Source organism: Nonomuraea mangrovi, assembly GCF_042681425.1.
Taxonomy (GTDB): Bacteria; Actinomycetota; Actinomycetes; order Streptosporangiales; family Streptosporangiaceae; genus Nonomuraea; species Nonomuraea mangrovi.
This window is the reverse complement of sequence record NZ_JBHUFV010000046.1, coordinates 23,977-46,879: the sequence shown is the minus strand read 5'-3', so window position 1 is coordinate 46,879 and position 22,903 is coordinate 23,977. Positions and strand designations below refer to the sequence as shown.

The window sequence follows — 22,903 nt, the reverse complement described above, 5'->3', positions numbered from 1 at the left end:
CTCGAGGACTTCCCTTCCATGACCCTGACAGAAGACCAGGCGACCGCTCCCCGGCAGGTGCTGCCCGCCGAGGAGCGGCACGCCGCCGAGCTCTCCTTCCTCGCCGCCCACGACGACGGCCCCCGCCCGCCCGGCTGGGCCCTGACGCCGCGCGCGGTCGTGACGTTCATCTGCGGCAGCGGTGACGACACGCTGGAGGTGCCGAAGAACCGCCGTCCCGACGACGGCACCCCGGCCCGCATGAAGATCGCCGCCAAGTTCATCGGCGAACGGGCGCTCGTCGAACGGTGTGTGGTGACCCTCGCGGGCGAACGCGGACTGCTGCTGGTCGGCGAGCCCGGCACCGCCAAGTCCATGCTGTCGGAGCTGCTGGCCGCCGCGGTGTGCGGCACCAGCGCGCTCACCGTGCAGGGCACCGCGGGCACGACCGAGGACGCCTTCCGCTACGGCTGGAACTACGCGCTGCTGCTCGCGCAGGGCCCCAGCCGCGGCGCGCTCGTCGACTCCCCCGTGCTGACCGCCATGCGGTCGGGACGCGTCGCCAGGATCGAGGAGATCACCCGCTGCCTGCCCGAGGTGCAGGACGCGCTCGTGTCGATCCTGTCCGACCGGCGGGTCAGCGTGCCCGAGCTCGCCGGCACCGCCGACGCGCAGGTGGCCGCCGCGCCGGGCTTCACCGTGATCGCCACGGCCAACCTTCGCGACCGCGGCGTCTCGGAGATGTCGGCCGCGCTGAAGCGGCGTTTCAACTTCGAGACCGTCGACCCCATCTCCGACGCCGGCGCCGAGACCACCCTCGTCCGCCGGCAGGCCACCGCGGTCGTCCAGCGGGCGGGCGCCGCGTTCGCCGTGGACGACGCCGTGCTCGAGGCGCTGGTCACGGTCTTCCGCGACCTGCGCACCGGCCGCTCGGACGAGGGCTGGGACGTCGAACGGCCCGGCACGGTGATGTCCACCGCCGAGGCCGTGCAGGTCGCCGCCTCGCTGGGCGTCGCCGCCGCCTACCTGCCGAGCGGCGACGTCCTCGACCTGGTGCCCGGCCACCTGCTCGGCGTGGTCCGCAAGGACGACCCCGCCGACCACGGGCGGCTGCTCGGCTACTGGGACGGGCCGGTGCGGCGCAGGGCCGAGGACGGCTCGGCCATGTGGCGCAGGCTCTGGGACCTGCGGGAGAGCCTCCGTTGACCGCACTGGTTCACGACGACCGGGCAGCCGATCCCCGGCGGGCCGTCGCCGCGCTGGCGGCGTCCGGCGTGCCGTACCTGCTGGGGGTGCGCCACCACAGCCCCGCGCTGGCGGTGGCGCTGCCCGCGCTGCTCGACGCGGCCGACGTCGAGGTGGTCTGTGTCGAGCTGCCCTCGGACTTCCAGCCGTGGCTGGAGTACCTGGCCGATCCCGCGACCATCGCGCCGGTGGCCCTCGCGGGGTCGGGGGCGGAAGGGCGGCTCGGGTTCTACCCGTTCGCCGACTTCTCTCCCGAGCTGGTGGCCGTCCGGTGGGCGTGGAAGCGCGGCGCCGAGGTGATCTGCTGCGACCTCCCGCTGTCGGACCCCGGCTGGCACGCGCCCGACGCGTCCGCCGGCGGCTCGGGCGGCGCGCCGTACGCCCGCGGGCTGTCCGCCTCCGGCACGGGCCGCGAGGGTGACGACATGTGGGACAGGGCGGTGGAGGTCCTCGCGCCCGGCTGCCCGCCCGAAGCGGTGCGGCGTGCCGCCCTCGGCGTCGGCTGGGCGCTGCGCCGCGACGCCGAGGCGGCAGGCGGCGTGCCGGCCAGGGACCTGGCGCGGGAGGCGCACATGCGCCGTGTCCTCGCCGGCGCGGCGGCCGGTGGGCGGCGCGTCGCGGCCGTGGTCGGCGCCTTCCACGCTCCGGCGCTGGTCTCCTCCGATCCGCCGCCCGATCCTGCGGTGCCCGGCACTCCTGCGTCTGTCACCTCGCTCGTGCCCTACGCCTTCGACCTGCTCGACTCGCGGTCCGGCTACCCCGCCGGCATCCGCGACCCCCGCTGGCAGCAGGCGGTGTTCGCGGCGGGCGGCGACCCCGACCTGGTCAGGGACGGCGCCGCCCGCGCGATCACCGACGTGTGCAGGGAGCTGCGCGCCGCCGGGCACACCGCGGGCACCGGCGAGGCCGTGGAGACTCTCCGCCTGGCCTGCGACCTCGCGCGGCTGCGCGGGCTGCCCGCCCCCGGCAGGGGCGAGCTGCTCGAAGCGGTGACGACCGTACTCGGCCAGGGCGAACCCCTCGGCAGGGGCCGCGCGCTGGCCCAGGCTCTCGACAAGGTGCTCGTCGGCGCGGAGCGAGGCAGGACCGCCCCCGGCACTCCCCGGTCCGGGCTCGGTCCCGCCGTCGAGGCCGAGCTCGCCGCCCTGCGGCTCCCGTGCCCCGACAACCCCGAGCCCCGGGAGGTACGGCTCGACCCGCTCCGCTCCGACCTGGACGCCCGCAGGGAGGTGGCGCTGCGCCGCCTGGTGGTCTGCGGCGTTGGATACGGCGAACCCGTCGAGGTGGCGGGAACAGGTGACGGCACCGCGCTCTCCACCAGATGGCGCCTGGCCTGGACTCCTGCGGTCCCCGCGCTGCTCGACCTGGCGGGCGTCCGCGGGGTGACCCTCGCCCAGGCCGCCGCGGGCACGCTGCGCGAGAACTTCCGCCGCGAGTCCGCCGAGGCAGGACCCACCTGCGCGCTGATCCTGGACGGCCTGCGCGCCGCGGCCCGCTGCGACCTGCCCGAACTGGTGGCCGACCGTCTCTCCGACGCCGCCGACGCGCTGCCCGCCGCCGCCACGCTCGCCGAACTGCTCGACGCGCTCGACCTGCTCGAAGCGCTGCGCCGCGAGCACCTGCCCGGCACCACGCCCGAGGGGCGCGAGCACGCGGCGGAGCTGGCGGGCACACTGCTCGACGCCGCGGTCCGCGCGCTGCCCGGCCTGGCGGGAAGCGACCAGCCGGAGGACGCGGCCGCGCTGGTCGCCCTGGCAGGCAGGGCCGGGGAGGAACGCCTCGGGCTGCGGATGGACGACACGCTGGCCGCTCTCGCGCGCTCCGGATCGCCGCTCATCCAGGGGGCGGCGCTGGCCGCTCGGGTACTGCTCGACCTCGACGGCCCCGACGTGCTCGGAGCAAGGGCTGCCGGATGGGTCGACACCGCCACCGACGCGGACGGGCGCCGCCGCCTGAGCCGGCTGCTGAGCGGCGTGCTCGCGGCGGCGGCGCCCCTGCTCCAGTCGGCTCCCGCGGCGCTCGGCCCGCTCATGGACCGGGTCGACGCGCTGGCCGACAAGGAGTTCCTCGACCGGCTGCCGGCGTTGCGGGGCGGGTTCGACACCCTGGCCCCTGCCGGACGCGCCAGGCTGCTGAACGCGGTGTCGGAACGGCTCGGCGACCGGCTCGACGTGGCGCTGGACGCCCCGCCCGCGCTGCTCGCGATGTGGGCCGCGGCCGACGCGGCGGGCCTGGCCGCCCTGCGGGCGCTCCGGCTCCCTCTCGGCGAGGGATTCTCCGACGAGCCGGGCGCCTCTCCCGAGACGCGCGATCGCGCGGCCGACGCATCCCTCGACACGAGGAGCCGCCCACCGGAGAATCCGGATCAGCCGGCCGACGCATCGCTCGACGCGGGAAGCCGGCCATCCGAGAATCCGGATCAGCCGGCCGACGCCCCGCAGGCACCTCCGGGTGACGCGCTCCCTGAGGGCCGCCCGGCCGTACCGGATGGCATGGCCGCTCCGGGGCTCGTCGTCGCGCGGAGGTTCAGGCCGGCCGACCGGTGGCGGCTGTTGCTCGGCAGGGAGTCCGACCGGCTCCCCGCGGGCGCGCGCTCCTACGCGCGCGCGTTGGACGAGCTGTACGGCGCCGGTCGCGGCGAAGGCGCGAACGACTTCGGGCCCGGCCAGGACGAAGGAGGGAACTCCGGCGGGAGGTGCGACTCGTTCCCCACCGCTCGCGAGTGGGCCGAAGAGCTCGAGGCGCTGTTCGGCACGGACGTCCGTGAGGAGGTACTGGCCAGAGCCGCCGAGGCCGGGCGAACCGACGTGCTGGACGTCCTCGACCCCGCCGCGGTGCGGCCGTCCGTCGAGCTGCTGACCTCCGTGCTGACGCTGGCGGGCGGCCTGCCCGAGCAGCGGCTGGCCAAGCTCAGGCCACTCGTCCGCCACCTGGTCGCCGAGCTCACCCGCGAGCTCGCCACCAGGCTGCGGCCCGCCTTGAGCGGGCTGGCCACGCCGCGCCCGACCCGCCGTCCTGGCGGACGGCTCGACCTCCCCCGCACCCTGCGGGCCAACCTGTCGCACACGCGCCGCATGGACGACGGCAGCTTGATGGTGGTCCCCGAACGGCCCGTGTTCAGCACCAGAGCCCGCAAGGAGGCCGACTGGCGGCTGATCCTGGTGGTCGACGTGTCCGGCTCGATGGAGGCGTCGGTCATCTGGTCGGCGCTGACCGCCGCGGTCCTGGCGGGCGTGCCGGCGCTCTCCACCCACTTCCTGTCGTTCTCCACGCAGGTGATCGACCTGACGGGCAGGGTCGCCGACCCGCTCTCCCTGCTGCTGGAGGTGCAAGTCGGCGGCGGAACGCACATCGCCGCCGGGCTCGCCCACGCCAGGTCCCTGGTCACCGTGCCGAGCCGCACGCTCGTCGTGGTCGTCAGCGACTTCGAGGAGGGGTACCCGATCGGCGGCCTGCTCGCCGAGGTCCGCTCCCTGGCGGGCTCGGGCGTCCACCTGCTGGGGTGTGCGGCGCTCGACGACAGCGGTGTCCCCCGCTATTCGATACCCGTCGCCCAGCAGCTCGTCGCGGCCGGGATGCCCGTCGCCGCCCTCAGCCCGCTCGCCCTCGCCCGATGGGTGGGCGACCGCCTCCGCGGAGAAGCCCGGTGAACGCCCCGATGTCAACCGATCCGTCAGCGGGAGCACTCCCGCCCGCCGCGCCGCCCGTGGTGGCCGCGGCCGTCGAGAGCCTGACCTCCAGGCTGCGGAAGAAGCTGGACGCGGCGGTCGAGCAGTACGCCGCCGTGCCCGCCGTCACCGACGGCGAGGGCATCACCATCACCTGCGGCGAGGACGCGGTGGTCACCCTCTCACCGGGGTCGTCGGGTGTGATCGCGGAAGAGGGGCAGGCGCGGTGCAGTTGCCTGCTGGCACCCCGCTGCCTGCATCGCGCGGCGGTACTGAGCGCCTGCCCGGTACCGGACGCCGACACCCCCGCACCCGCCGACACGGTGGTGGATGCCGGCACCGCGACTGGCGCCGTCACCACGGCTGTCACCGACCCGGTGACGAGCACCGTCACCGGGGCCGGCACCGATGCCCAGGGGGGCGCGGTCCCCGCTCCCGCATCCCACACCGGCTCCGGATCAGGTCCCCATCCCGCCTCCTCCGCCGGCGCGGCCGGACACGCGGGCACGCCCGAACAGGCGGATCCCACCCGTGCGCAGGTCGCGGCCGCCTCGGCGCTGTGGGACGCCGCGGCGGCGGTGCTTTCGGCGGGGGTGCCCGCGGCAGGAGCGGTCCCCCAGGCGGAGTTGCTCAGAGCCGCCCACACCGCCCGGCTGGCCGGGCTGCCCAACGCGGAGGCCGCCGCGCTGCGCGTCGTGCGCGGCCTGAGAGCGGCTCGCGAACGCCACGACAGTCACCGCCTCGCCGACCTGGTGTCCGCCCTTCGCGAGCTCCTGCTCACCGCGGGCAGGCTGGCCATGGCCGACCCTGATCCGGCGCTGGTCGGCAGCGTTCGCAGGAACTACGAGCAGGGCGGGAGCCTGCGGGTGCACGGCGTCTGCAGGGAGCCGTTGATCAGCGCCACCGGATACGGCGGCGTGGTCACCCACCTGGTCACCGAGGACGGCCGGTGGTTCTCTGTGGCCGACGTCAAGCCGGGCGGGGCGGCGCGCGCCCGTGGTGCGGCCACCGCGACCGTCGCCATCGGCTCGGCCATGCTGAACCACGCGCAACTGGCGCGGGCGGGACTGCTGATCACCGGTGCGACGATCTCGCCCGACGGCCGCCTGGGCGCGGGCGCGGGCGTGCGTGCCACCCCGCTCCCGAGCAGGCCGTGGACCACCGGTCCGCTGGCCGCGCTGTTCGCGCGCCCGCTGGCCGACGTCACAGGGACGCGACTGTCGGGTGACGCGTGGCGCGAGCAGGACGTGGCCCGCGAACCGGTCGGCTGCGACCTGGTGATCGTCGGAACGGCCGGCGACGCCGTACTCGCTCGCGAGCTCCTGCCCGCCCCCGCGGCCGAAACGACCGATGCCGCAGGGGGCGTGACGACCGGCTCCGTCACCACAGCCGACGACTCCGTCCCGGGCGGTCCGTCCGGCGCGGGCCGGACGGCCGGCGGTCCGGTACCGCGGGCGCGGCCTGGCGGGCCGCTGATCCGGCTCGTACCCGCCGGCCTGCATCCCGCCCTGGCCCACCTCGACAACCTGCGGCGGCTCGCCTCACGCCCCGGCCTGCTGGTGCGCGTGGTGGGCCGGGTGGATCCCGACAGGGCCGCCACCCTGGTGCCGCTCGCCGTGGGGCCCGTGCCGGGCGCGGAGGCGACCCTGCGCCTTCCGCCCGAATGGCAGGGCAGGGCCGACCTCGGCTACGACCGCCTGCAGGGCTCCCACCTTCCCCCGGAGGACGCGTGCCTCCCGTGGCAGGCGGAAGCGGGCGACGACGTGGACCCGCTGGCGGGCGCGCCGCTGTGGCGGGTGCGTCGCCTGGTCGAGCTGGCCGTGTCGGGCGGGCGCAGGGCGGTGGCCGAACCGGCGCGCAGCGGAGACGCCCGCGTCCAGGCCTCCGCCCTGCGCGGCGCCGGGTTCATGGCCGCCGCGGAGCTGGTCACCGAGCTCACCGCCGAGGCCGACCGCAGGTCTCGCGACGTGTTCGGCCGCTTGGCCGAGTCCGACGCCGATCGATACGCGTGGGCGTGGCTGGCCGCCGCGACGCATCTCGCCGCGACGGAACGGGCCCTGGTTCGGGCCTCCTGGCAGCCCGCGGTGTGACGGCGTGGAGGGTACGGCCGGGCGGGGAACCCCTGCCCGGCCGTACCCGACGATCACGGAGCTGGACGCCCCTGCACACGAGGCGACGAACGTGAGCCCGCGCGAGGCGACGCATGCTGAGCCGGCGAGGCGAGGCCGAGCTAGAAGTAGCGCGAGCTGAGGTCCGTGGTCGGCCAGGTGGTCACCTTGCCGATCTCGGCGTTGATCAGCGGGCTGAGCCCGTCGAAGTCGGGGGACCCGCTCTCCTCGCCCCTGTTGAACAGAGCCGCGTAGGTGAAACCGTTCTGCAGCCTGGCCAGGTAGGTGTAGGTCCCGGGCAACGACCCGTTGTGCCAGGTGTTGAGGTGTCCAGGCACCTGGCGCACCCACCAGCCGGCGCCGTACCAGGCGACGCCGTCGGTGAGGAGTGGGTTCGGCTTGGCGAGCATCCTGTTGATGGACGTCGCGTTCAGCACCGCTCCCGGCGCGTCGAGCACCTTCGCGAACCGCACCAGGTCGACCGCTGAGGCCAGCCATCCGCCGCCCGGCCCGCGGTTGGTCATGCTGAAGCCGCCGTACGGCCTCGGCACCACCGCGCCCGACGCGTCCGTCACGGTCACGGCGGTGCCGTCGGACTCGTAGATCACCTCGCCGGGCGCCGCCTGCGACCTGAGGGTACGGCCGAGCCTGAGGCGGGTGATGCCCACGGGCGCCAGGATGCGCTGCCTGACATAGGACTCGTAGCTCATCCCCGAGACCTTCCCGACGATCCGCCCGAGCAGCATGTAGCCGTAGTTGCTGTAGGCGTACTTCGTGCCGGGTTCGAAGTCGAGCGGGCGGCTGCCGGCGTACTTGATGATGTGGTCCTGGGTGATCGGCAGCGGGACGCCGAGCGCCTTGGAGATGGCGTGGTCCATGTAGAGGTAGTCGCCGGAGACGTCGCGGTCCCAGCCGCCGGTGTGCTGCAGCAGCCGCCACACCGACACCTTCGCCAGCCGGGCGTCGGCGGTGGTCGGCAGTCCCAGGAGGGTGGCGACCGACGCCGACAGGTTGAGCTTGCCGTCCTGCGCCAGCCTCATGATCGCCGTGGCCGTGATGTGCTTGCTCAGGCTGGCGATGCGGAACAGCGAGGTCGGGGTCACCGCGGGGATGGCCCTGCCGTCGTCGGAGTACCGGTAGCCCCTGGCGAGCACGAGCTTGCCGTTCTTGGAGATGGCGAGCTGGGCGCAGGAGATTCCGCGCTCGACGATGAAGGTCTTGAGCACCCTGTCGAAGCCGGCGAGCGCGGTGGGCGCCACCCCTGAGGTCTCCACCGTCGCGGCGAGTGCGGAGCGGGCCGCCGTGGCGCCCCATGTGATGGCCGGCACCGTCACGGCACCGGCCTGGAGGAATCTCCGCCTGCTCAGCATTCCCGCGTCCACCTTCCGGCCGCCGTTTCGGATGAGTGAGGCGCGTATTTTTGCATGGTCATATATCTAGCGGATCAACCTCACTCTTTGCTGGCGTATGTCCGCATTTGTTGCGGCCCCGCAGAGCCGTTATCCGCGTTTCGCGGACGACGGCATGCGCTCGCGGTGGTCGGCACCCGCTTGTGCCCCGAAGAGTGACCTTTCCAGTCCCAGGACCGTCCGGTAGCCGGACATGAGCATGAACAGGTCCGGGTCCCCGCCGCAGAACGTGATCACGAAGTCGACCCATGTGAGCTGCGGGCAGTCCTTCGACGAGAGGCAGATCCGCCGGCGGCGTTCCTCACCTCGATCTCCTCGCCCTCGGAGATCTCCGGCGGGTGCGAGGCGCTGATCAGCCCGTCCGTCGGCACGACGGAACATGGGCCGACCACCCGCCTGTACGGATCGTCACCCGGGCATCGCCGGGCCGCGCAGAGGAGTCGTGGTGCCGCAACTATCGTGGGGTGAAGTACGGCCCCGCCTTGGGGGAGGCGGGACGGGGGGAGTGGACGGCATGCCCGAGACCAGTGCAAACGCAGACACCGAGCGGCGCGACGCGCTCGCCGACAGGCTCTTCCGCGACACCATCGCCATGCAGGAGATGCTGCACATCTACGTGGGCGACCGGCTCGGGCTCTACACCGCGCTCGCGGGAGCCGAGTCGATGTCCCCGCAGGAGCTCGCCGACCAGGCGGGCATCGCCGAGCGGTACGCCCGCGAGTGGCTGGAACAGCAGGCCGTCGCGGGCATCCTGGACGTGATGGAAGACGACGGTGACAGGCGCCGTTACCGGCTCCCGCCCGGGGCCGACGAGGTGCTGTGCGAGCCGGAGAGCCTGTACTACATGGCGCCGTTCGCGCCGCTCGTGGTCAGCCTCGCCCAGGCGCTGCCGCAGGTCGTCGAGGCGTTCCGCAGCGGGGGCGGCGTGCCGTACGAGGCCTATCCCGGCGTGGCCGACGCGATCGCCCGCGGCAACCGACCGATGTTCGTCAACCAGCTCGCCGCCGAGTGGATCCCGGCGCTGCCCGACATCGAGGCCAGGCTACGCGGTACCGACCCTCCCGCGCGCGTCGCCGACCTCGGCTGCGGGACCGGCTGGTCGACCCTCGCGCTCGCCCAGGCCTACCCTGACGCCCGCGTCGACGGCATCGACCTCGACGAGGGGTCGATCGAGACGGCCCGCGGCAGGGCCGAGCGGTCCGGGCTGGCCGAGCGGGTCACCTTCGCCTGCCGTGACGCGGCCGACCCCGGCCTGAGCGGGCGCTACGACCTGGTGACGCTCTTCGAGACGCTGCACGACATGTCCAGGCCGGTCGAGGTGCTGCGGGCGGTCAGGGGCATGCTCGCTCCCGGCGGAACGGTGCTGGTGGGCGACGAAAAGGTCGCCGAGACCTTCACCGCGCCCGGCGACGACGTCGAGCGCTTCCAGTATGGCTGGAGCGCCCTGCACTGCCTGGCCGCCTCCATGGTCGACCCCGAGTCGGCCGCCACCGGGACGGTGATCCGCCCGGAGACGGTCCGCCGCTACGCCCACGAAGCCGGCTTCAGCAACGTCACGATCCTGCCTGTCGAGCATGACCTGTGGCGCTTCTACCGCCTCGACCCATGAGCGTCAGGTAGGCCGCGCGTACGGCGAGCGCGCGCTCGAGCTCGCGGATCACCGGCGGGAAGAACTCCTTGCGGTAGTGCGGATCGGTCATGGTGGAGATCGCGAAGTACATGCTCGCGAACCCGGCGAGCAGCAGCGACACCCGCAACAGCGCGACCGGGAGCACGGGGATCAGATTGGACGGGTTCGGCGGCGATCCGATCCACTGCTGCATCGTCGCCGGGTCGATGAGCACCAGCCCGATCGAGACGAAGAACAGGAACATGCCGACGCCCACCACGGCCGCCTGGGTGAGCTGCCTGCCGGCCAGCAGGAGCAGCAGGTTGAAGCTCTGTCTGCGGGTCAGCGGGACCGCGGCGGCGCATTCGTCCAACGCCCCTTCGAGAGGCGTCCCGCGACAGGCGGAGAGCATCTCCGGGATGGACAGGCGCTGCTCGATCTGCTGGATCTCCTCGCGCAGCCGGGCGGCGGAGGCGCAGACGGTCACGGTCGCGAAGATCCCGATCACCACGCTCTCCCGCCACCACGACAACCTGTCGGCCAGCTGCCACAACTCGCCGGTGAAGAAGAAGAACAGCGTGAGGAACAGCAACAGGGGCAGGCTGCGCGCCTGCAACTGCACGCTGTCCCTGACGTCGCGGACGACGTGCAGGAGGGCGCGCCCGGCCAGCGGCACGAGCCCGTAGGCGGTGGCAAGGTAGGCCACAGGGAAGAACGTCCCCAAAATCACTACGCTGCCGACGGCGCTTACCGTCACCTCCGGCCCGGAGAACTCGACCATCCCGATCGCGCTCGCCCAGTAGAGGCAGACGGACGCGAACCTCGTCCAGCGCACGGCGACGGAGCGACGCGTGACGCCGATCCAGTAACGCAGCGCGAACGCTCCAGCGGCGGCGACGCAGTACAGGACGATCACCATGTTCTGCAGCGGCCTTTCCAACAGGCCCGTCACGCCCACGAAGGCCAGCACGGGTGCCATCCGGGCGAGTGTGTCGCGCCGGCCGTCATCGAGGCGGAGCGTGGGCAGCCCCTGGCGCACGAACCATCGCTCGACCTGGCTCACCCGCGGGTCTCGTCCCGCGCTCGGTTCCGGTGGGCGGCCGGCTTCGCGCACGGCCGCCGAGGCGGATTGCCGCGTGTACGTCACCATCGTCCCCCCGTCGGCGGCTGTCTCGGGCTACCACCGTGCGGGACGCCGGTTGACGACCGCTTGCAATGCCGGTGCTGTGCACTGGACATCGGCCTGAACAGCCCCGGGGCCGATCTCCTGGAGATCGGCCGTCCCGCCCGAGCAGGACGGTGCGCTCGGGCTGCGCGTTCCCGCCAAGGTGGAGCGGAGCCCTCCGACACCGCGTTGAGAGGTGGGAGGACGAGCCTGCGCGGCTGAACGGCGCCACAAAAGGGAGGGGGTGAAGTTCGGCGTGGACGCCAACGCGCAGGACGGCGCGTGCCGCGATGCTGAAGCTCATGGCCGAACTCCTCATCTCCGCCCCGGCCGGGGTCACGATCCGTTCCCTCCATGGCACGCGGGCACTGCAGTGCGCCGACCGACTTCTGCGTGGGGTCTGGGGAACGAGACGCGGCGACGACCCGCCGATCCCGCTGGATCTGCTGTGCGCGTTCGCCCACACCGGCGGGTATGTGGGCGGTGCCTTCATCGGCGAGGAGCTCGTCGGGGTGGCCGCGGGGTTCCGCGCGGCGGACCGCAGCCTGCACTCGCACGTCGCGGGCGTGGCTGCGGGCGCACGCGGGCGTGGCGTCGGCAGGGCGCTGAAGGAGCACCAGCGGGCGTGGGCCGCCGAGCAGGGGCTGGCCGCCGTGTCGTGGACGTTCGACCCTCTGGTGCGGCGCAACGCCTTCTTCAACCTGGCCCGGCTGGGCGCCCGCGTCGACGCCTACCTGCCCGACTTCTACGGGCCGATGACCGACGGCATCAACGACGGCGGACCCTCCGACCGGCTCTACGTCACCTGGCCGACGGATGCGGCCGCTCCCCCGCCGTTGTCGGACCACGATGGTGTGGTGGTGGTCGACGAGGCCGGGACGATACGGGAAGCCGGTGACGCGCCGCTGCTGCTCTGCGCGACCCCGGCGGACGTCGAGTCGATGCGCGCGGCGGACCCGGCGGCGGCCGGGCGGTGGCGGGCGGCGCTGGAACGCGGGCTCGGGGACGCGCTCGGCCGCGGCTACCGGGTGACCGGGTTCACCCGCTCCGGCTGGTACCTGCTCGCCCGCGGGGGTGCGGCCTGAAGCTGGGCACTGTCGGCGAGCATGCCCTGAATGAGCTGGAAGCGCCGCCCGGGCTCTGGACACGGGCATCGTCTGGATCAACACCCACGCCGCCACCGTCGCTCCGCCCGAGCACAGCAGAGCGACGGGCTCCTGTATCGTCGCGCGCCGACCCCCGCCGGCCCGCACCGCGCGGTCAGGGATGAGCTCGGAGCGCCGCTGCCAGCCAGGCGAAGTCGTCCAGGCGCGAGGAGGGGGCCGGTTCGCCGTTGACGGTCGCGAGGAGCTGCCGGTAGCGCCCGGTTCGAGCGTCGCCTCCGGATTCCAGCCGCGCCAGCACCTGGGTCCGGTCGGCCGGGCCGAGGAGCCGGTCCAGCACGTGGGCCGCCGCGGCCGAGTCGGGGCCGATCCCGCGCTCACGGGCCTCGCCGACCATCCCGCCTACCTTCTTGGCGAACCACTGGTAGGCGCCGGGCTCGCGGCCCGGCCCCTCCGGAGGACGTCCGGCGGCGTGCTGCTCGGCCATGGCGCGCATCCGCCGCCGGAAGTCCCTGTCCTGGACGAGCTCGGCGAGCTCGATCCAGGCGTCGACCTGCTCGGGGGTGGGGTCGGCGGGCAGGTCCGCCGGCGTGTGGCGCATGCCCTCCTTCAGTTCGGGGTCGGCGTCGAGGCCGCCGAAGACCTCCTCCAGGAAGTCCTCGATGATCTGACGGCGCTCGTCGCCGGTGAGCCTGGCCAGTCTGTCCAACAGGGTCAACTCCTCTGGTCGGGGGCGTCGCCTGGCGAGCGTGCTGAGCACCGCCCGGCGCAGCCGGAGGACGCGGATCTGCGCGTCCAGTGCCATGACGTGGGTTTCGGCGACGTCCGCGATCGTGGTCCGCTCCTCCAGCACCCGGCGCACGTCCCCCAGTCCCAGCCCGAGCTCGCGCAGGCTCCGGATGAGCTCCAGCCGGGCCACGGACCGGGCGTCGTAGAGCCGGTAGCCGCTTTCGCTCCGGCCCGCCGGCGGCAGCACCCCGACGTCGGACCAGTACCGGATCGTGCGCACCGGCATCCCCGTATGCTGGGACAGCCGGCCGATGGTGAGCGGTTCGCCGCGGTCGTCGTCCATGACCATGAGTGTGGACCTTCCAGCCGCTGGAGACTCAAGCCCTTCCGCTCGCCCCTCTCGCCGACAGCGGGCGACTCGAGCGCCTCCCGCACGCGGCAGCGCAGCCGCCATGCTCGGCGACTCCTCCTGGAGCCTCGTCCTCGCGAACGGCCTGCACGCGCGCGCATGCCTGGGAAACAATCACGGTGACTCCTGGGCGAGTGCGGAGGGAACCGCGATGAGAAAGATCATCTTGATGATGTCGGTGTCGCTTGACGGATTCTTCGAGGGACCGGACCGCGAGCTCGACTGGCATCTGGTCGACGACGAGCTGCACGACCACTTCAACGAACAACTCGGCGCCATGAGCGCCTTCCTCAGTGGCCGGGTCACCCACGAGCTGATGGCCGAGGCCTGGCCGACGGCCGACAAAGACCCGTCGAGCACCCGGCCGATGGTCGAGTTCGCCCGTATCTGGCGGGACATGCCGAAGATCGTGTTCTCCCGGTCCCTGGAGAAGGCCGACTGGAACACCGCGGTGCTGCGGAACGTCGACCCTGAACAGATCAGGGAGCTCAAGGCGCGGCCAGGTGGCGACATGGCGCTCGGCGGGGCTGATCTGGCCGCGACCTTCATGCGCGAGGACCTGGTCGACGAGTACCGGCTCTACGTCCACCCGGTCGTCATCGGGCGGGGCAGGCCCCTGTTCCGGCCATCGGACTCCAGGGCCGAGCTGCGGCTCATCGAGACCAGGGCCTTCGGCAACGGGGTCGTCCTGCTCCGCTATCTGCGCCCCGAAAGGTCAGCCGCCTGACCCTTCGGCGATGATCTGGGCGACCCGCGCGGGCGCGACGCCGGTCGTGTCGACGACCTCGGCTTCGCGGGTCAGCCACGGCAAGGCGTCGCGGTAGTCCGCGAGGTGGTCGAGCCGCCACTGGCGTGCGCCGGTCTCGATGGTGTCGGTCTCGATCCGCCGGGTGAGCGTGTCCTGGTCGGTGTGCAGCACGACGTGACGCAGGGGGATGCCCTCCTTCTCCAACCCGGCGCGGATCTCCGTCCAGTACTCCTCGATCAGCACCGTCTGCGGGATGACGAGCACTCCGCCCACGTAGTCGAGCAGGCGGAAGGCGGTCTGGACGACCAGCGCGCGCCACGGGGTCCACTCCTGGAAGTTCCTGACCTTGGGCAGGCCCTCGACGTGGTAGAGCATGTAGCCCACCTGCTCGGCGTCGAAGATCCGCGCATCGGGAACGACCTCGACGAGCTCGCCCGCAGTGGTCGTCTTGCCCGCGCCGAAAGTGCCGTTCAACCAGACGATCATGACCTGAGCCTAGCCGTTCCGCCCCTCGTCCATGATGCCGATGATCTCTCTTGGCCGGGACCCGCCGGGACGCGGCAGCCTCGTGATGTCGCCTTTCTCGGCCGCATCCGGCGGCGTCCGGGCGGCGGTAGGGTGAATTCTTAGGAGAACACCCCGGCATGTGGTTAAACGACCTTCTGGCTGTGAAGGGTGACGATATGGACGCCATCATCTTCGCCTGCCCGGCCGCATGAGCAACTCGCAGATGCGACCCCGGATCGTGGTCGATCCGTTCGCCGCGGCCGACGGTAGCGAGCTGCTCGACGCCACACCAGGCCTGTGGGTCGATGATCGCGACGACGACGACCCGGTGCTGCTGCGTGCCGACGGCAGCCCGGTCGACACGTGGCGCCAGCACTACCCCTACCCGGTCCGCCTCCAGCGAGCGGAGTACGAGCACGACAAGCGGCTCCTGCAGATCGAACTGCTCAAGCTGCAGTACTGGATCAAGCGCACGGGCCTGCGACTCGTGGTGCTGTTCGAAGGGCGCGACGCCGCGGGCAAGGGCGGCACCATCAAGCGCTTCATGGAGCACCTCAACCCGCGCGGCGCCACCGTGGTCGCGCTGGAGAAGCCCAGCGAGCGCGAACGCACCCAGTGGTACTTCCAGCGCTACGTCGCCCACCTGCCCGCCGCGGGCGAGATGGTGCTGTTCGACCGATCCTGGTACAACCGCGCGGGTGTCGAGCTGGTGATGGGGTTCTGCACCGAGGAGGAGTACCGGGAGTTCATCGAGCAGGCGCCGCGCTTCGAGCAGCTCCTCGTCGAGTCGGGGCTGCACCTGATCAAGCTCTGGTTCTCGGTCTCGCGCGCCGAGCAGCGGACCCGGTTCATCATCCGCCAGGTCGACCCGGTACGTCAGTGGAAGCTGTCGCCGATGGATCTGGCCTCGCTCAACAAGTGGAACGACTACACCAGGGCCAAGGAGGACATGTTCCTGCACACCGACACCGAGGCGGCGCCGTGGACCGTCATCAAGAGCAACGACAAGAAGCGTGCCCGGCTGGAGGCGATGCGCCACGTCCTCAGCAGGTTCGACTACGACGACAAGGACGCCGACGTGGTGGGCATCCCCGATCCACGCATCGTGATCTCCGCCGCCGACATCTTCGACGAGGACCACGCCGCCGATCACGAACGGTAGCCTCGTGGCGTTCTCCCCTCCACAACTCGTCGAACGCGCCCTCACCGTCCCCTTCGAGGGAGTGATGGTGGAACCCGTGGGCGGTGGAGACGTCGGCGTCCTGGTCCTGGCGGGCTCGAGCGGCCGGATCGCGACGGAGCGCTCGCGCCTGCTGGCGCGGACAGGCGCCGTGGCGTTGTCGATCCGCTGGTTCGGCGGACCTGGCCAGCAGGAGGGAATCTGCGAGGTCCCACTGGAGCGGTTCTCCACCGCCATCGGTCTGCTGGAGCGCCGCGGCGTCCGGCGCGTCGGCATCGTGGGTCTGTCCAAGGGCGCCGAGGCCGCCTTGCTGGTCGCCGGACTCGATCCGCGCGTCGACGCCGTGGTCGCGCTCCGGCGCGCCCGTCGCGTTCCGTGCGCTCTACGAACGCAGCCGACAGCGTTTCGCGCGTGAAGCGGAGGCCGCGGCGATCCCGATCGAGCACGCGGCCTGCGACCTCCTTCTCGTCGCGGGCGGAGACGACCTCATGTGGCCCTCCTTGCCGTTCGCCGAGGAGCTGGTGGCCCGCCGTACCGCGTCGGGGCACTCGACGCGCCTCGTCAGCAGTCCGGACGCCGGCCATCGCCCCCGGCTTCCTGGCGAAGCGCCGGCCCCGCCGTCCACGGCCTACGTCTACGGAGGCTCCGACGAGGCGGATGCCGCGCTGGGGACCGCGGCGTGGCCCCACATCCTTGAGACCCTCCAGATCATGTGACGTTCCTGGCGACCGGACTCTGAGGGGTGTGTGGGGAAAGGTTGAACGACGCGGGGCACCCCCACGCGGAGGTGACGCTCCGTGATGTGTTGTACTCAGATAACCCCCGCCTTCGGTGATATCCGTTTCAGCATGGGTTGGAGGCAGGTATGTCCATGAGTCGTGGACCAATGTGTCAGGTCGTCCCCCACTATGACCGGTTGAGCATCACCGGATGGGAGCCGGCGCGATACGTGCCTGCCGCGGAGGACCATGATGGCTCGCACGCCACGCTCACCCTGGAGATCGTCCAGGCGTCGGTGATGGTGATCTGCGAGGTCCACGACTGGTGCGGACGGGTGCCCGTGGACTCCGACTACCGGCCGCCGGGGTACGAGCCCTGGCCGATCTGACGCCTCAGCACGCGCACCAGGGCCCGCCGTCGCCGGGTGTGTCCAGTCGTCCGCCGTCCACGCCGCCAGGGTGGGCGGCGTCGGCGGTACGGCCGGGCAGCACCCTCTGATCGCCGCCTGCGGCGGGTATCGCGGCGGCACTATACACCGAACCAAGCGCTTGCTACGCTCCGCCCATGACGCCCACGATCGTCTGGGGTACCGGCAACGTCGGCCGTGCGGCCATCCGTGCCGTCGAGGCCCATCCGGCGCTGAATCTCACGGCCGTGCTCGTCCACGACCCCGGCAAGGTCGGCCGCGACGCAGGCGATCTCGGCGACCTCGGCTACGACCTGGGGATCGCGGCGACCGACGACGTCGCCGCGGTGCTGGCCGCCGGCCCCCGCGCCGTGGTCTACGCGGCGTCCGGCGACATCCGCCCCGATGAGGCCCTCGCCGACATCATCAGGGCGATCCGGGCGGGAGCCGTGGTCGTCACTCCCTCGATGTACGCGCTCTACGACCAGCGCAACGCCCCGCGGGAACTGCGGGAGCCGGTGCTTGCCGCCATCGCGGACGGCGGCGGCTCGCTGTTCGTCTCCGGCGTCGACCCCGGCTGGGGCAACGACGTGCTGCCCCTGCTGATCAGCGGGCTCGGCACCACTGTGGACGTGATCCGCTGCCAGGAGATCTTCGACTACTCGACCTACGACCAGCCCGACTCGGTCAGGTACCTGGTCGGTATGGGCCAGCCGATGGACTACGAGCCGCCGATGATCGCGCCGACGGTCCCGACCATGGTGTGGGGCGGGCAGGTACGGCTGATGGCCAGGGCTCTCGGGGTCGAACTCGACGAGATCCGCGAGACCGTCGACCGGCGTCCGCTCGAATCCACGGTGAGCACCAGGACGATGGGCGCGTTCGAGGCCGGCACCCAGGGCGCGGTGCGGTTCGAGGTGCAGGGCGTCGTCGAGGGCGAACCCCGCATCGTCGTCGAGCATGTCACCCGCATCCACCCGTCCTGCGCGCCAGACTGGCCGACGCCGCCCGACGGCGAAGGAGCGCACCGGGTGATCATCGAGGGCCGCCCGCGCATCGAGGTCACGGTCGAGGCCACCGACGAGGGCGGCAACCGGTCCGCGGGCGGGAACGCCACCGCGGCCGGCCGGCTGGTGAGCGCCATCGACTGGCTGGTGCAGGCGGAACCCGGCCTCTACGACGCGCTCGACGTCCCCCTGCGCCCCGCGGTCGGCAAACTCGGGAGGAAACAGCCGTGAACATCGACATCCCTGAGGGCAAGGACGCGATCGAGTACGTGTGGGGCGAGATGGTCCCCGGCATCGGGATCGCCGCCTCGAACTTCTCGCTGTCGGTCTACGCCAACACCACTCTCGGGCTCCGCGAGTTCGAGGCGGCACGGCTGCGGATCGCCCAGATCAACGGGTGCGTCTTCTGCCTCGACTGGCGGACCGAACGGGACGGGCAGAAGGTCGAGGAGAGCTTCGCCGACGCGGTGGCCGAGTGGCGCACGACCGACGCCTTCGACGACCGCACCAGGCTGGCCGCGGAGTACGCCGAGCGGTACGCCCTGGATCACCACGGCCTCGACGAGGAGTTCTGGACTCGGATGACCGCGCACTACAGCCAGCTCGAGATCGTGGAGCTGACCATGAGCCTCGGTTCCTGGCTGGCGTTCGGCCGACTCAACCGCGTGCTGGGACTCGACACCGTGTGCATGCTGCCCAGCGGTCCATCGCCCTCTGTCAGGCGATAGCCCCGCTGCGACCCGACCATCAGACAACCGGCTACCGATTCAAGGCGCGAGCACCATGTAGAACCTGTTCTCATTTAGTCGAGTGTGAGGAACGTCGCATGAGCACCACCTCGCGTTCTACAGGCCCCAGAGATCTGTCGCGCCGCGGATTCATCGCTGGAACCGGCTCCATTCTGGGAGTCGCGGCTCTCACCGGCCGCGCCGGCGCGGCCAGGGCGCAGGCCGTAGCGTCCGCCCCTCCGATCGCCAACGGGGCCCACGTCCCCGCCCTGGTGGTCGGCACCGGGTACGGCGGCTCCGTCGCCGCCCTGCGACTCGCCCAGGCGGGCGTCGACGTGCACATGATCGAGATGGGCATGGCCTGGGACACCCCCGGCCCCGACGGCAAGATCTTCTGCAACACGCTCGAGCCCGACCACCGGTCCTACTGGCTGCGCACCAGGACCAAGGCGCCGCTCAACTACTTCCTCGGCTTCCCGATCGACAGGAACATCTCCCGCTACACCGGGATCCTGGACGCCGAGGACTTCAGCGGCATCACGGTCTACCAGGGTCGCGGGGTCGGCGGCGGTTCGCTGGTCAACGGCGGCATGGCGGTCACCCCCAGGCGGGAGAACTTCGGCGCCGTCCTGCCGTCGGTGAACGCCGACGAGATGTACGACATCTACTACCCGCGCGCCAACGCGGGGCTCGGGGTCAACACGATCGACCCGGCCTGGTTCGACTCCGCCGCCTGCTACCAGTACGCCAGGGTGGGCCGCAAGCACGCCCAGCGTTCGGGCTTCCCGTTCGTCTTCGTGCCCGACGTGTACGACTGGGACTACATGAAGCAGGAGGCGGCCGGCACCGTCACCAAGTCGGCGCTGGCCGGCGAGATCCTTTACGGCAACAACCACGGCAAGAAATCACTGCAGCTGACCTACATCGCCCAGGCGAAGGCCACCGGCAGGGTCGCCGTCTCGCCGCTGCACAAGGTCACCTCGGTCGCCCCGGCGGCCGGTGGCGGCTACACGGTCGTCATCGAACAGCTCAACACCAACGGCGACACCACGGCCACCAAGACCGTGACCGCGGACAGGGTGTTCTTCGCCGCGGGCAGCGTGGGCACCAGCAAGCTGCTGGTCAAGCTGAAGGCGACCGGCGCGCTGCCCAACCTGAACGACGAGGTCGGCAAGGGCTGGGGCGACAACGGCAACGTCATGTGCGGCCGCGCCAACCATCTGTGGGACCCGACGGGCAAGCTCCAGTCGACCATTCCCTGCTCCGGTATCGACAACTGGGCCGCCGGTGGCGCGTTCGCCGAGGTCGCGCCGCTGCCGACGGGGATCGAGACCTACGCCTCGTTCTACCTGTCGATCACCAAGAACCCGAACCGCGCGCAGTTCTCCTGGAACGCCGCGACGGGCCAGGTCGACCTCAACTGGCAGACGGCCTGGAAGCAGCCGTCCATCGACATGGCCAAGACGATCTTCGACAAGATCAACGCGAAGGAGGGGACGATCTACCGGACCGACCTCTTCGGCGTCTACAAGATCTGGGGCGATCACCTCACCTACCACCCGCTCGGCGGCGCGGTGCTGAACAAGGCCACCGACAACTACGGCCGCCTCACCGGTCACCCGGGCCTGTACGTCATCGACGGCTCGCTGATCCCGGGCAACACCAGCGTCAACCCGTTCGTCACGATCACGGCGCTCGCCGAACGGAACATCGAGAAGATCATCGCCACCGACCTGCGATGACGTGATGCGGCGGTCGGCCACGGGCGCGTGTGGCCGACCCGTTCTCCGAGGATCCGCCCTGGCCGTACCGCTCCCTGATGAGGGTCACGATCTCCCTGGCACGATGGGATGATGACTGCCTACGTCCTGCGTCCCGCGGTCCCCGAGGACTACGACCCGATCGCCGGCGTGGTCGACGACTGGTGGGGACGGCCGATCCTGCCGTCGCTGCCCAGGTTGTTCCTCGACCACTTCCACCGGACCAGCCTGGTCGCCGAGCGCGAGGACGGCCAGATGGCCGGGTTCCTGATCGGCTTCCCCTCCCCTTCCCTGCTGGACGAGGCCTACATCCACTTCGTGGGCGTCTCCCCTGAGGCGAGGGCAGGCGGCGTCGGCCGCAGCCTGTACGACCGTTTCTTCGCGATCGCCCGCGATCACGGCAGGCGGACGGTGAAGGCGGTGACCTCCCCGGTCAACGCGCCGTCCATCGCGTTCCACGGGCGCATGGGCTTCACCGTCAGCGACCCCGTTCCCGGCTACGCGGGCCCCGGCACCGCGCTGGTCACGTTCGAACGCGCCATCTAGCGCGCCCTCCGTGCCTGGCGCGGCGCGGGAGTACCCGCCGGGGTCCTCCCGCGTCCACCACCCGTCAGCCGAAGTCCGCCGAGCCGTGCACGATGGTGCCGCCCACCATGGTGAGCAGGACCTTGGTCTTCGCGATCTCCTCCGCGGGGATCTTCATGACGTTGCGGTCGAGCACGATCAGGTCGGCCAGCTTGCCGACCTCCAGCGAGCCGGTGTGCCGTTCCTGCCGTAGCTGGTAGGCGCCGTTGACGGTCGCCGCGCGGAGGGCGGCGGCGCGGGTCAGCCGCTGGTGCGGGGTCATCGCGCCCTGCTTGGCGAACGCGCTGCCGGGCGCGGCGGTGCGGGTGATGACGGTCTTGATCGCGGTCCACTCGTCGAGCGGGTCCACCGGCCAGTCGCTGCCGAGGGAGACGCGGCCGCCCTTGCGGAAGATGTCGCCCTCGGGCTCGTAGGTGGCCCAGCGCTCGGCGCCCAGGTACGGCTTGACCGTCTCGACGGAGTCCGGCGCGGGTTTGGCCCAGTGGAAGCCCATGGCGGCGACCACGTCCAGCCTGCCGAAGCGCGGGATGTCGGCCGGGTCGACGAGCTCGGCGTGCGCGATCGCGGGGCGGGTGCCGGTGTACCCCGACCGGCGCAGCAGCGTGTAGGCGTTGAGCGCGACGCGCACCGCCCGGTCGCCGATGGCGTGGATGTGCGGGTCGAACCCGGCCTTCGCCAGCTTGAGCACGACGGCGTCGAGCTTCCCCTGTTCCCAGTACTGGGCGCCCTTCTCGCGGCCCGGCACCCAGCGGTCGTGCCGGTGCACGAGGTACGGCTCGAGCAGTCCGGCGGTCTGGGCGGGGTACTGCAGGACCCCGTCCATGAACAGCTTGACGTTGTGCACGGCGACCTTGGCCCTGGCGGTGACCCTGCCGTTGTCGTAGCGGCGGCGCAGCCGGGCCGGTTCCTTGAGCGGGTCGGCGTCGGTGACGTTGATCAGCGGGGCGAAGTGGGCTCGGGCGGTGAGCTCTCCCCGCTTCTGCAGGGTGGTGAACGCCCGCAGCCCCTCCTCGGAGGCGACGGCGTCCATGAACGTGGTGACGCCCTGCTGCGCGAGCGCCGCCAGGGCGGTGCGGGCGATCTCCACGTTCTCGGCGGCGGTCGGCTTGGGGATCTTCCTCTCGACCAGGGTGGACGCGCCGTCCTGCAGGACTCCGGTCGGCTCGCCCGACCCGTCGCGCTCGATGGTGCCGTCGGGTGGGTTCTTCGTCCTGGCGGTGATCCCCGCGAGCTTGAGCGCGCGCGTGTTGACCAAGGTGGTGTGGCCGTCGGTCGACTGGACGATGATCGGCCGCTTGGTGTCCAGCGCGTCCAGGTGCGCCCTGGTCAGCTTGGTTCCCTTGGGACGCATGGCCTGGACGTACCAGTGGGAGACGACGACCCAGGCGCCGGGCTCCTTGTCCTTGGTTTTGTCCAGGTAGGCGCGGATCTCGTCCTGGAACCGCTCGACGGTGAGGGAGGCGTACTTCAGGTCGCAGCCGATCAGCCCCTGGCCGCCGGACATCGGGTGCATGTGCCCGTCGTGCAGCCCCGGCATGACCATCCGGCCGCCCAGGTCCACCACCGTGGTGCCGTCGCCGATGTGGCGGGCCGCGCCCTCGACGCTGCCGACGTAGACGATGCGGCCGCCGGAGACGGCTAATGCGCGGTGCACGCTGTCGCGGGCGTCGACGGTGTAGACGTAGCCGTTGGTCAGGACGAGGTCGGCGGCCGAGGCGGCTTCGGCGGGCGCGGTGAAGCCGTCGGCGACGGCCGAGGCTGCCACCACGGCGCCGGCGGCCAGCACGGCCCGGCGGGGCGGGTTATTCTCCACGGGGTTCTCCTCAGAATGCGACGGG

19 protein-coding genes are annotated in these 22,903 nt (G+C 71.9%); 14 read left to right on the top strand and 5 right to left on the bottom strand.

Translation table 11 applies throughout. The features are described 5' to 3' along the window. The first annotated feature begins 18 nt into the window (after positions 1–18). From ACFSKW_RS29715 to ACFSKW_RS29705, 3 genes are read left to right on the top strand one after another with little or no spacing between them, the layout of a single operon-like run. On the top strand, positions 19–1,185 hold the full coding sequence (locus ACFSKW_RS29715; RefSeq protein WP_379575774.1) for an ATP-binding protein: 1,167 nt from the start codon (positions 19–21) through the stop codon (positions 1,183–1,185). Further along, positions 1,182–4,874, top strand: coding sequence for a DUF5682 family protein (locus ACFSKW_RS29710; RefSeq protein ID WP_379575773.1), 3,693 nt, complete (start codon positions 1,182–1,184; stop codon positions 4,872–4,874). Before ACFSKW_RS29715 ends, ACFSKW_RS29710 begins: the two co-directional genes overlap by 4 nt. Before the next feature lie 8 nt (positions 4,875–4,882). Beyond that, a complete protein-coding gene (locus ACFSKW_RS29705) occupies positions 4,883–6,982 on the top strand; it encodes a hypothetical protein (RefSeq protein ID WP_379575772.1) in 2,100 nt (699 codons plus the stop codon). A gap of 140 nt (positions 6,983–7,122) precedes the next feature. On the opposite strand, the gene ACFSKW_RS29700 is transcribed toward ACFSKW_RS29705, so the two are convergent. Further along, the gene (locus ACFSKW_RS29700; RefSeq protein WP_379575771.1) at positions 7,123–8,370 is read right to left on the bottom strand and encodes a serine hydrolase domain-containing protein; all 1,248 of its coding nucleotides are present in this window, start codon (positions 8,368–8,370) and stop codon (positions 7,123–7,125) included. A 553-nt stretch (positions 8,371–8,923) separates the two neighbouring features. Between ACFSKW_RS29700 and ACFSKW_RS29695 the strand changes: the two genes are divergently transcribed. Next, complete coding sequence (locus ACFSKW_RS29695) at positions 8,924–10,018, top strand: class I SAM-dependent methyltransferase (protein WP_379575770.1); 1,095 nt, start codon at positions 8,924–8,926, stop codon at positions 10,016–10,018. Here ACFSKW_RS29695 and ACFSKW_RS29690 read toward each other — a convergent pair. Next, positions 9,963–11,081, bottom strand: a complete 1,119-nt coding sequence (locus tag ACFSKW_RS29690) for a hypothetical protein (protein WP_379575769.1) — start codon at positions 11,079–11,081, stop codon at positions 9,963–9,965. The two genes, ACFSKW_RS29695 and ACFSKW_RS29690, sit on opposite strands and share 56 nt — an antisense overlap. Before the next feature lie 404 nt (positions 11,082–11,485). Between ACFSKW_RS29690 and ACFSKW_RS29685 the strand changes: the two genes are divergently transcribed. Then, positions 11,486–12,268, top strand: a complete 783-nt coding sequence (locus ACFSKW_RS29685; RefSeq protein ID WP_379575768.1) for a GNAT family N-acetyltransferase — start codon at positions 11,486–11,488, stop codon at positions 12,266–12,268. Between the two features lie 175 nt (positions 12,269–12,443). Here ACFSKW_RS29685 and ACFSKW_RS29680 read toward each other — a convergent pair whose 3' ends face one another. Next, on the bottom strand, positions 12,444–13,358 hold the full coding sequence (locus ACFSKW_RS29680; RefSeq protein ID WP_379575767.1) for a MerR family transcriptional regulator: 915 nt from the start codon (positions 13,356–13,358) through the stop codon (positions 12,444–12,446). A 217-nt stretch (positions 13,359–13,575) separates the two neighbouring features. Between ACFSKW_RS29680 and ACFSKW_RS29675 the strand changes: the two genes are divergently transcribed. After that, a complete protein-coding gene (locus ACFSKW_RS29675) occupies positions 13,576–14,151 on the top strand; it encodes a dihydrofolate reductase family protein (protein ID WP_379575766.1) in 576 nt (191 codons plus the stop codon). Here the strand turns inward: ACFSKW_RS29675 and ACFSKW_RS29670 are convergent. Beyond that, entirely contained in the window at positions 14,140–14,658 is a 519-nt protein-coding gene (locus tag ACFSKW_RS29670) for an AAA family ATPase (RefSeq protein WP_379575765.1), read from the bottom strand. The two genes, ACFSKW_RS29675 and ACFSKW_RS29670, sit on opposite strands and share 12 nt — an antisense overlap. Before the next feature lie 229 nt (positions 14,659–14,887). On the opposite strand from ACFSKW_RS29670, the gene ppk2 reads away from it, so the two are divergent. The 8 genes from ppk2 to ACFSKW_RS29630 all read left to right on the top strand — a co-directional run bounded on the left by ppk2 (position 14,888) and on the right by ACFSKW_RS29630 (position 21,026). Then, entirely contained in the window at positions 14,888–15,841 is a 954-nt protein-coding gene (ppk2, locus tag ACFSKW_RS29665) for a polyphosphate kinase 2 (protein ID WP_379575764.1), read from the top strand. Between the two features lie 4 nt (positions 15,842–15,845). Further along, on the top strand, positions 15,846–16,274 hold the full coding sequence (locus ACFSKW_RS29660) for a dienelactone hydrolase family protein (RefSeq protein ID WP_379575838.1): 429 nt from the start codon (positions 15,846–15,848) through the stop codon (positions 16,272–16,274). Beyond that, complete coding sequence (locus tag ACFSKW_RS29655) at positions 16,186–16,575, top strand: acyl-CoA thioester hydrolase/BAAT C-terminal domain-containing protein (RefSeq protein ID WP_379575835.1); 390 nt, start codon at positions 16,186–16,188, stop codon at positions 16,573–16,575. The genes ACFSKW_RS29660 and ACFSKW_RS29655 overlap by 89 nt, the downstream gene beginning before the upstream one ends. A gap of 200 nt (positions 16,576–16,775) precedes the next feature. Beyond that, positions 16,776–16,967, top strand: coding sequence for a hypothetical protein (locus ACFSKW_RS29650; RefSeq protein WP_379575763.1), 192 nt, complete (start codon positions 16,776–16,778; stop codon positions 16,965–16,967). A gap of 176 nt (positions 16,968–17,143) precedes the next feature. Further along, positions 17,144–18,223, top strand: coding sequence for an NAD(P)H-dependent amine dehydrogenase family protein (locus ACFSKW_RS29645; protein WP_379575762.1), 1,080 nt, complete (start codon positions 17,144–17,146; stop codon positions 18,221–18,223). After that, positions 18,220–18,720 carry a carboxymuconolactone decarboxylase family protein gene (locus tag ACFSKW_RS29640; protein WP_379575761.1) on the top strand — a complete coding sequence of 167 codons (501 nt, stop codon included), beginning with the start codon at positions 18,220–18,222 and terminating at the stop codon, positions 18,718–18,720. The genes ACFSKW_RS29645 and ACFSKW_RS29640 overlap by 4 nt, the downstream gene beginning before the upstream one ends. A gap of 98 nt (positions 18,721–18,818) precedes the next feature. After that, complete coding sequence (locus ACFSKW_RS29635) at positions 18,819–20,462, top strand: GMC oxidoreductase (protein WP_379575760.1); 1,644 nt, start codon at positions 18,819–18,821, stop codon at positions 20,460–20,462. Between the two features lie 111 nt (positions 20,463–20,573). Further along, entirely contained in the window at positions 20,574–21,026 is a 453-nt protein-coding gene (locus ACFSKW_RS29630) for a GNAT family N-acetyltransferase (protein WP_379575759.1), read from the top strand. Positions 21,027–21,090: 64 nt separating this feature from the next. Here ACFSKW_RS29630 and ACFSKW_RS29625 read toward each other — a convergent pair whose 3' ends face one another. After that, positions 21,091–22,878, bottom strand: coding sequence for an amidohydrolase (locus ACFSKW_RS29625; RefSeq protein ID WP_379575758.1), 1,788 nt, complete (start codon positions 22,876–22,878; stop codon positions 21,091–21,093). Positions 22,879–22,903 lie beyond the last annotated feature (25 nt).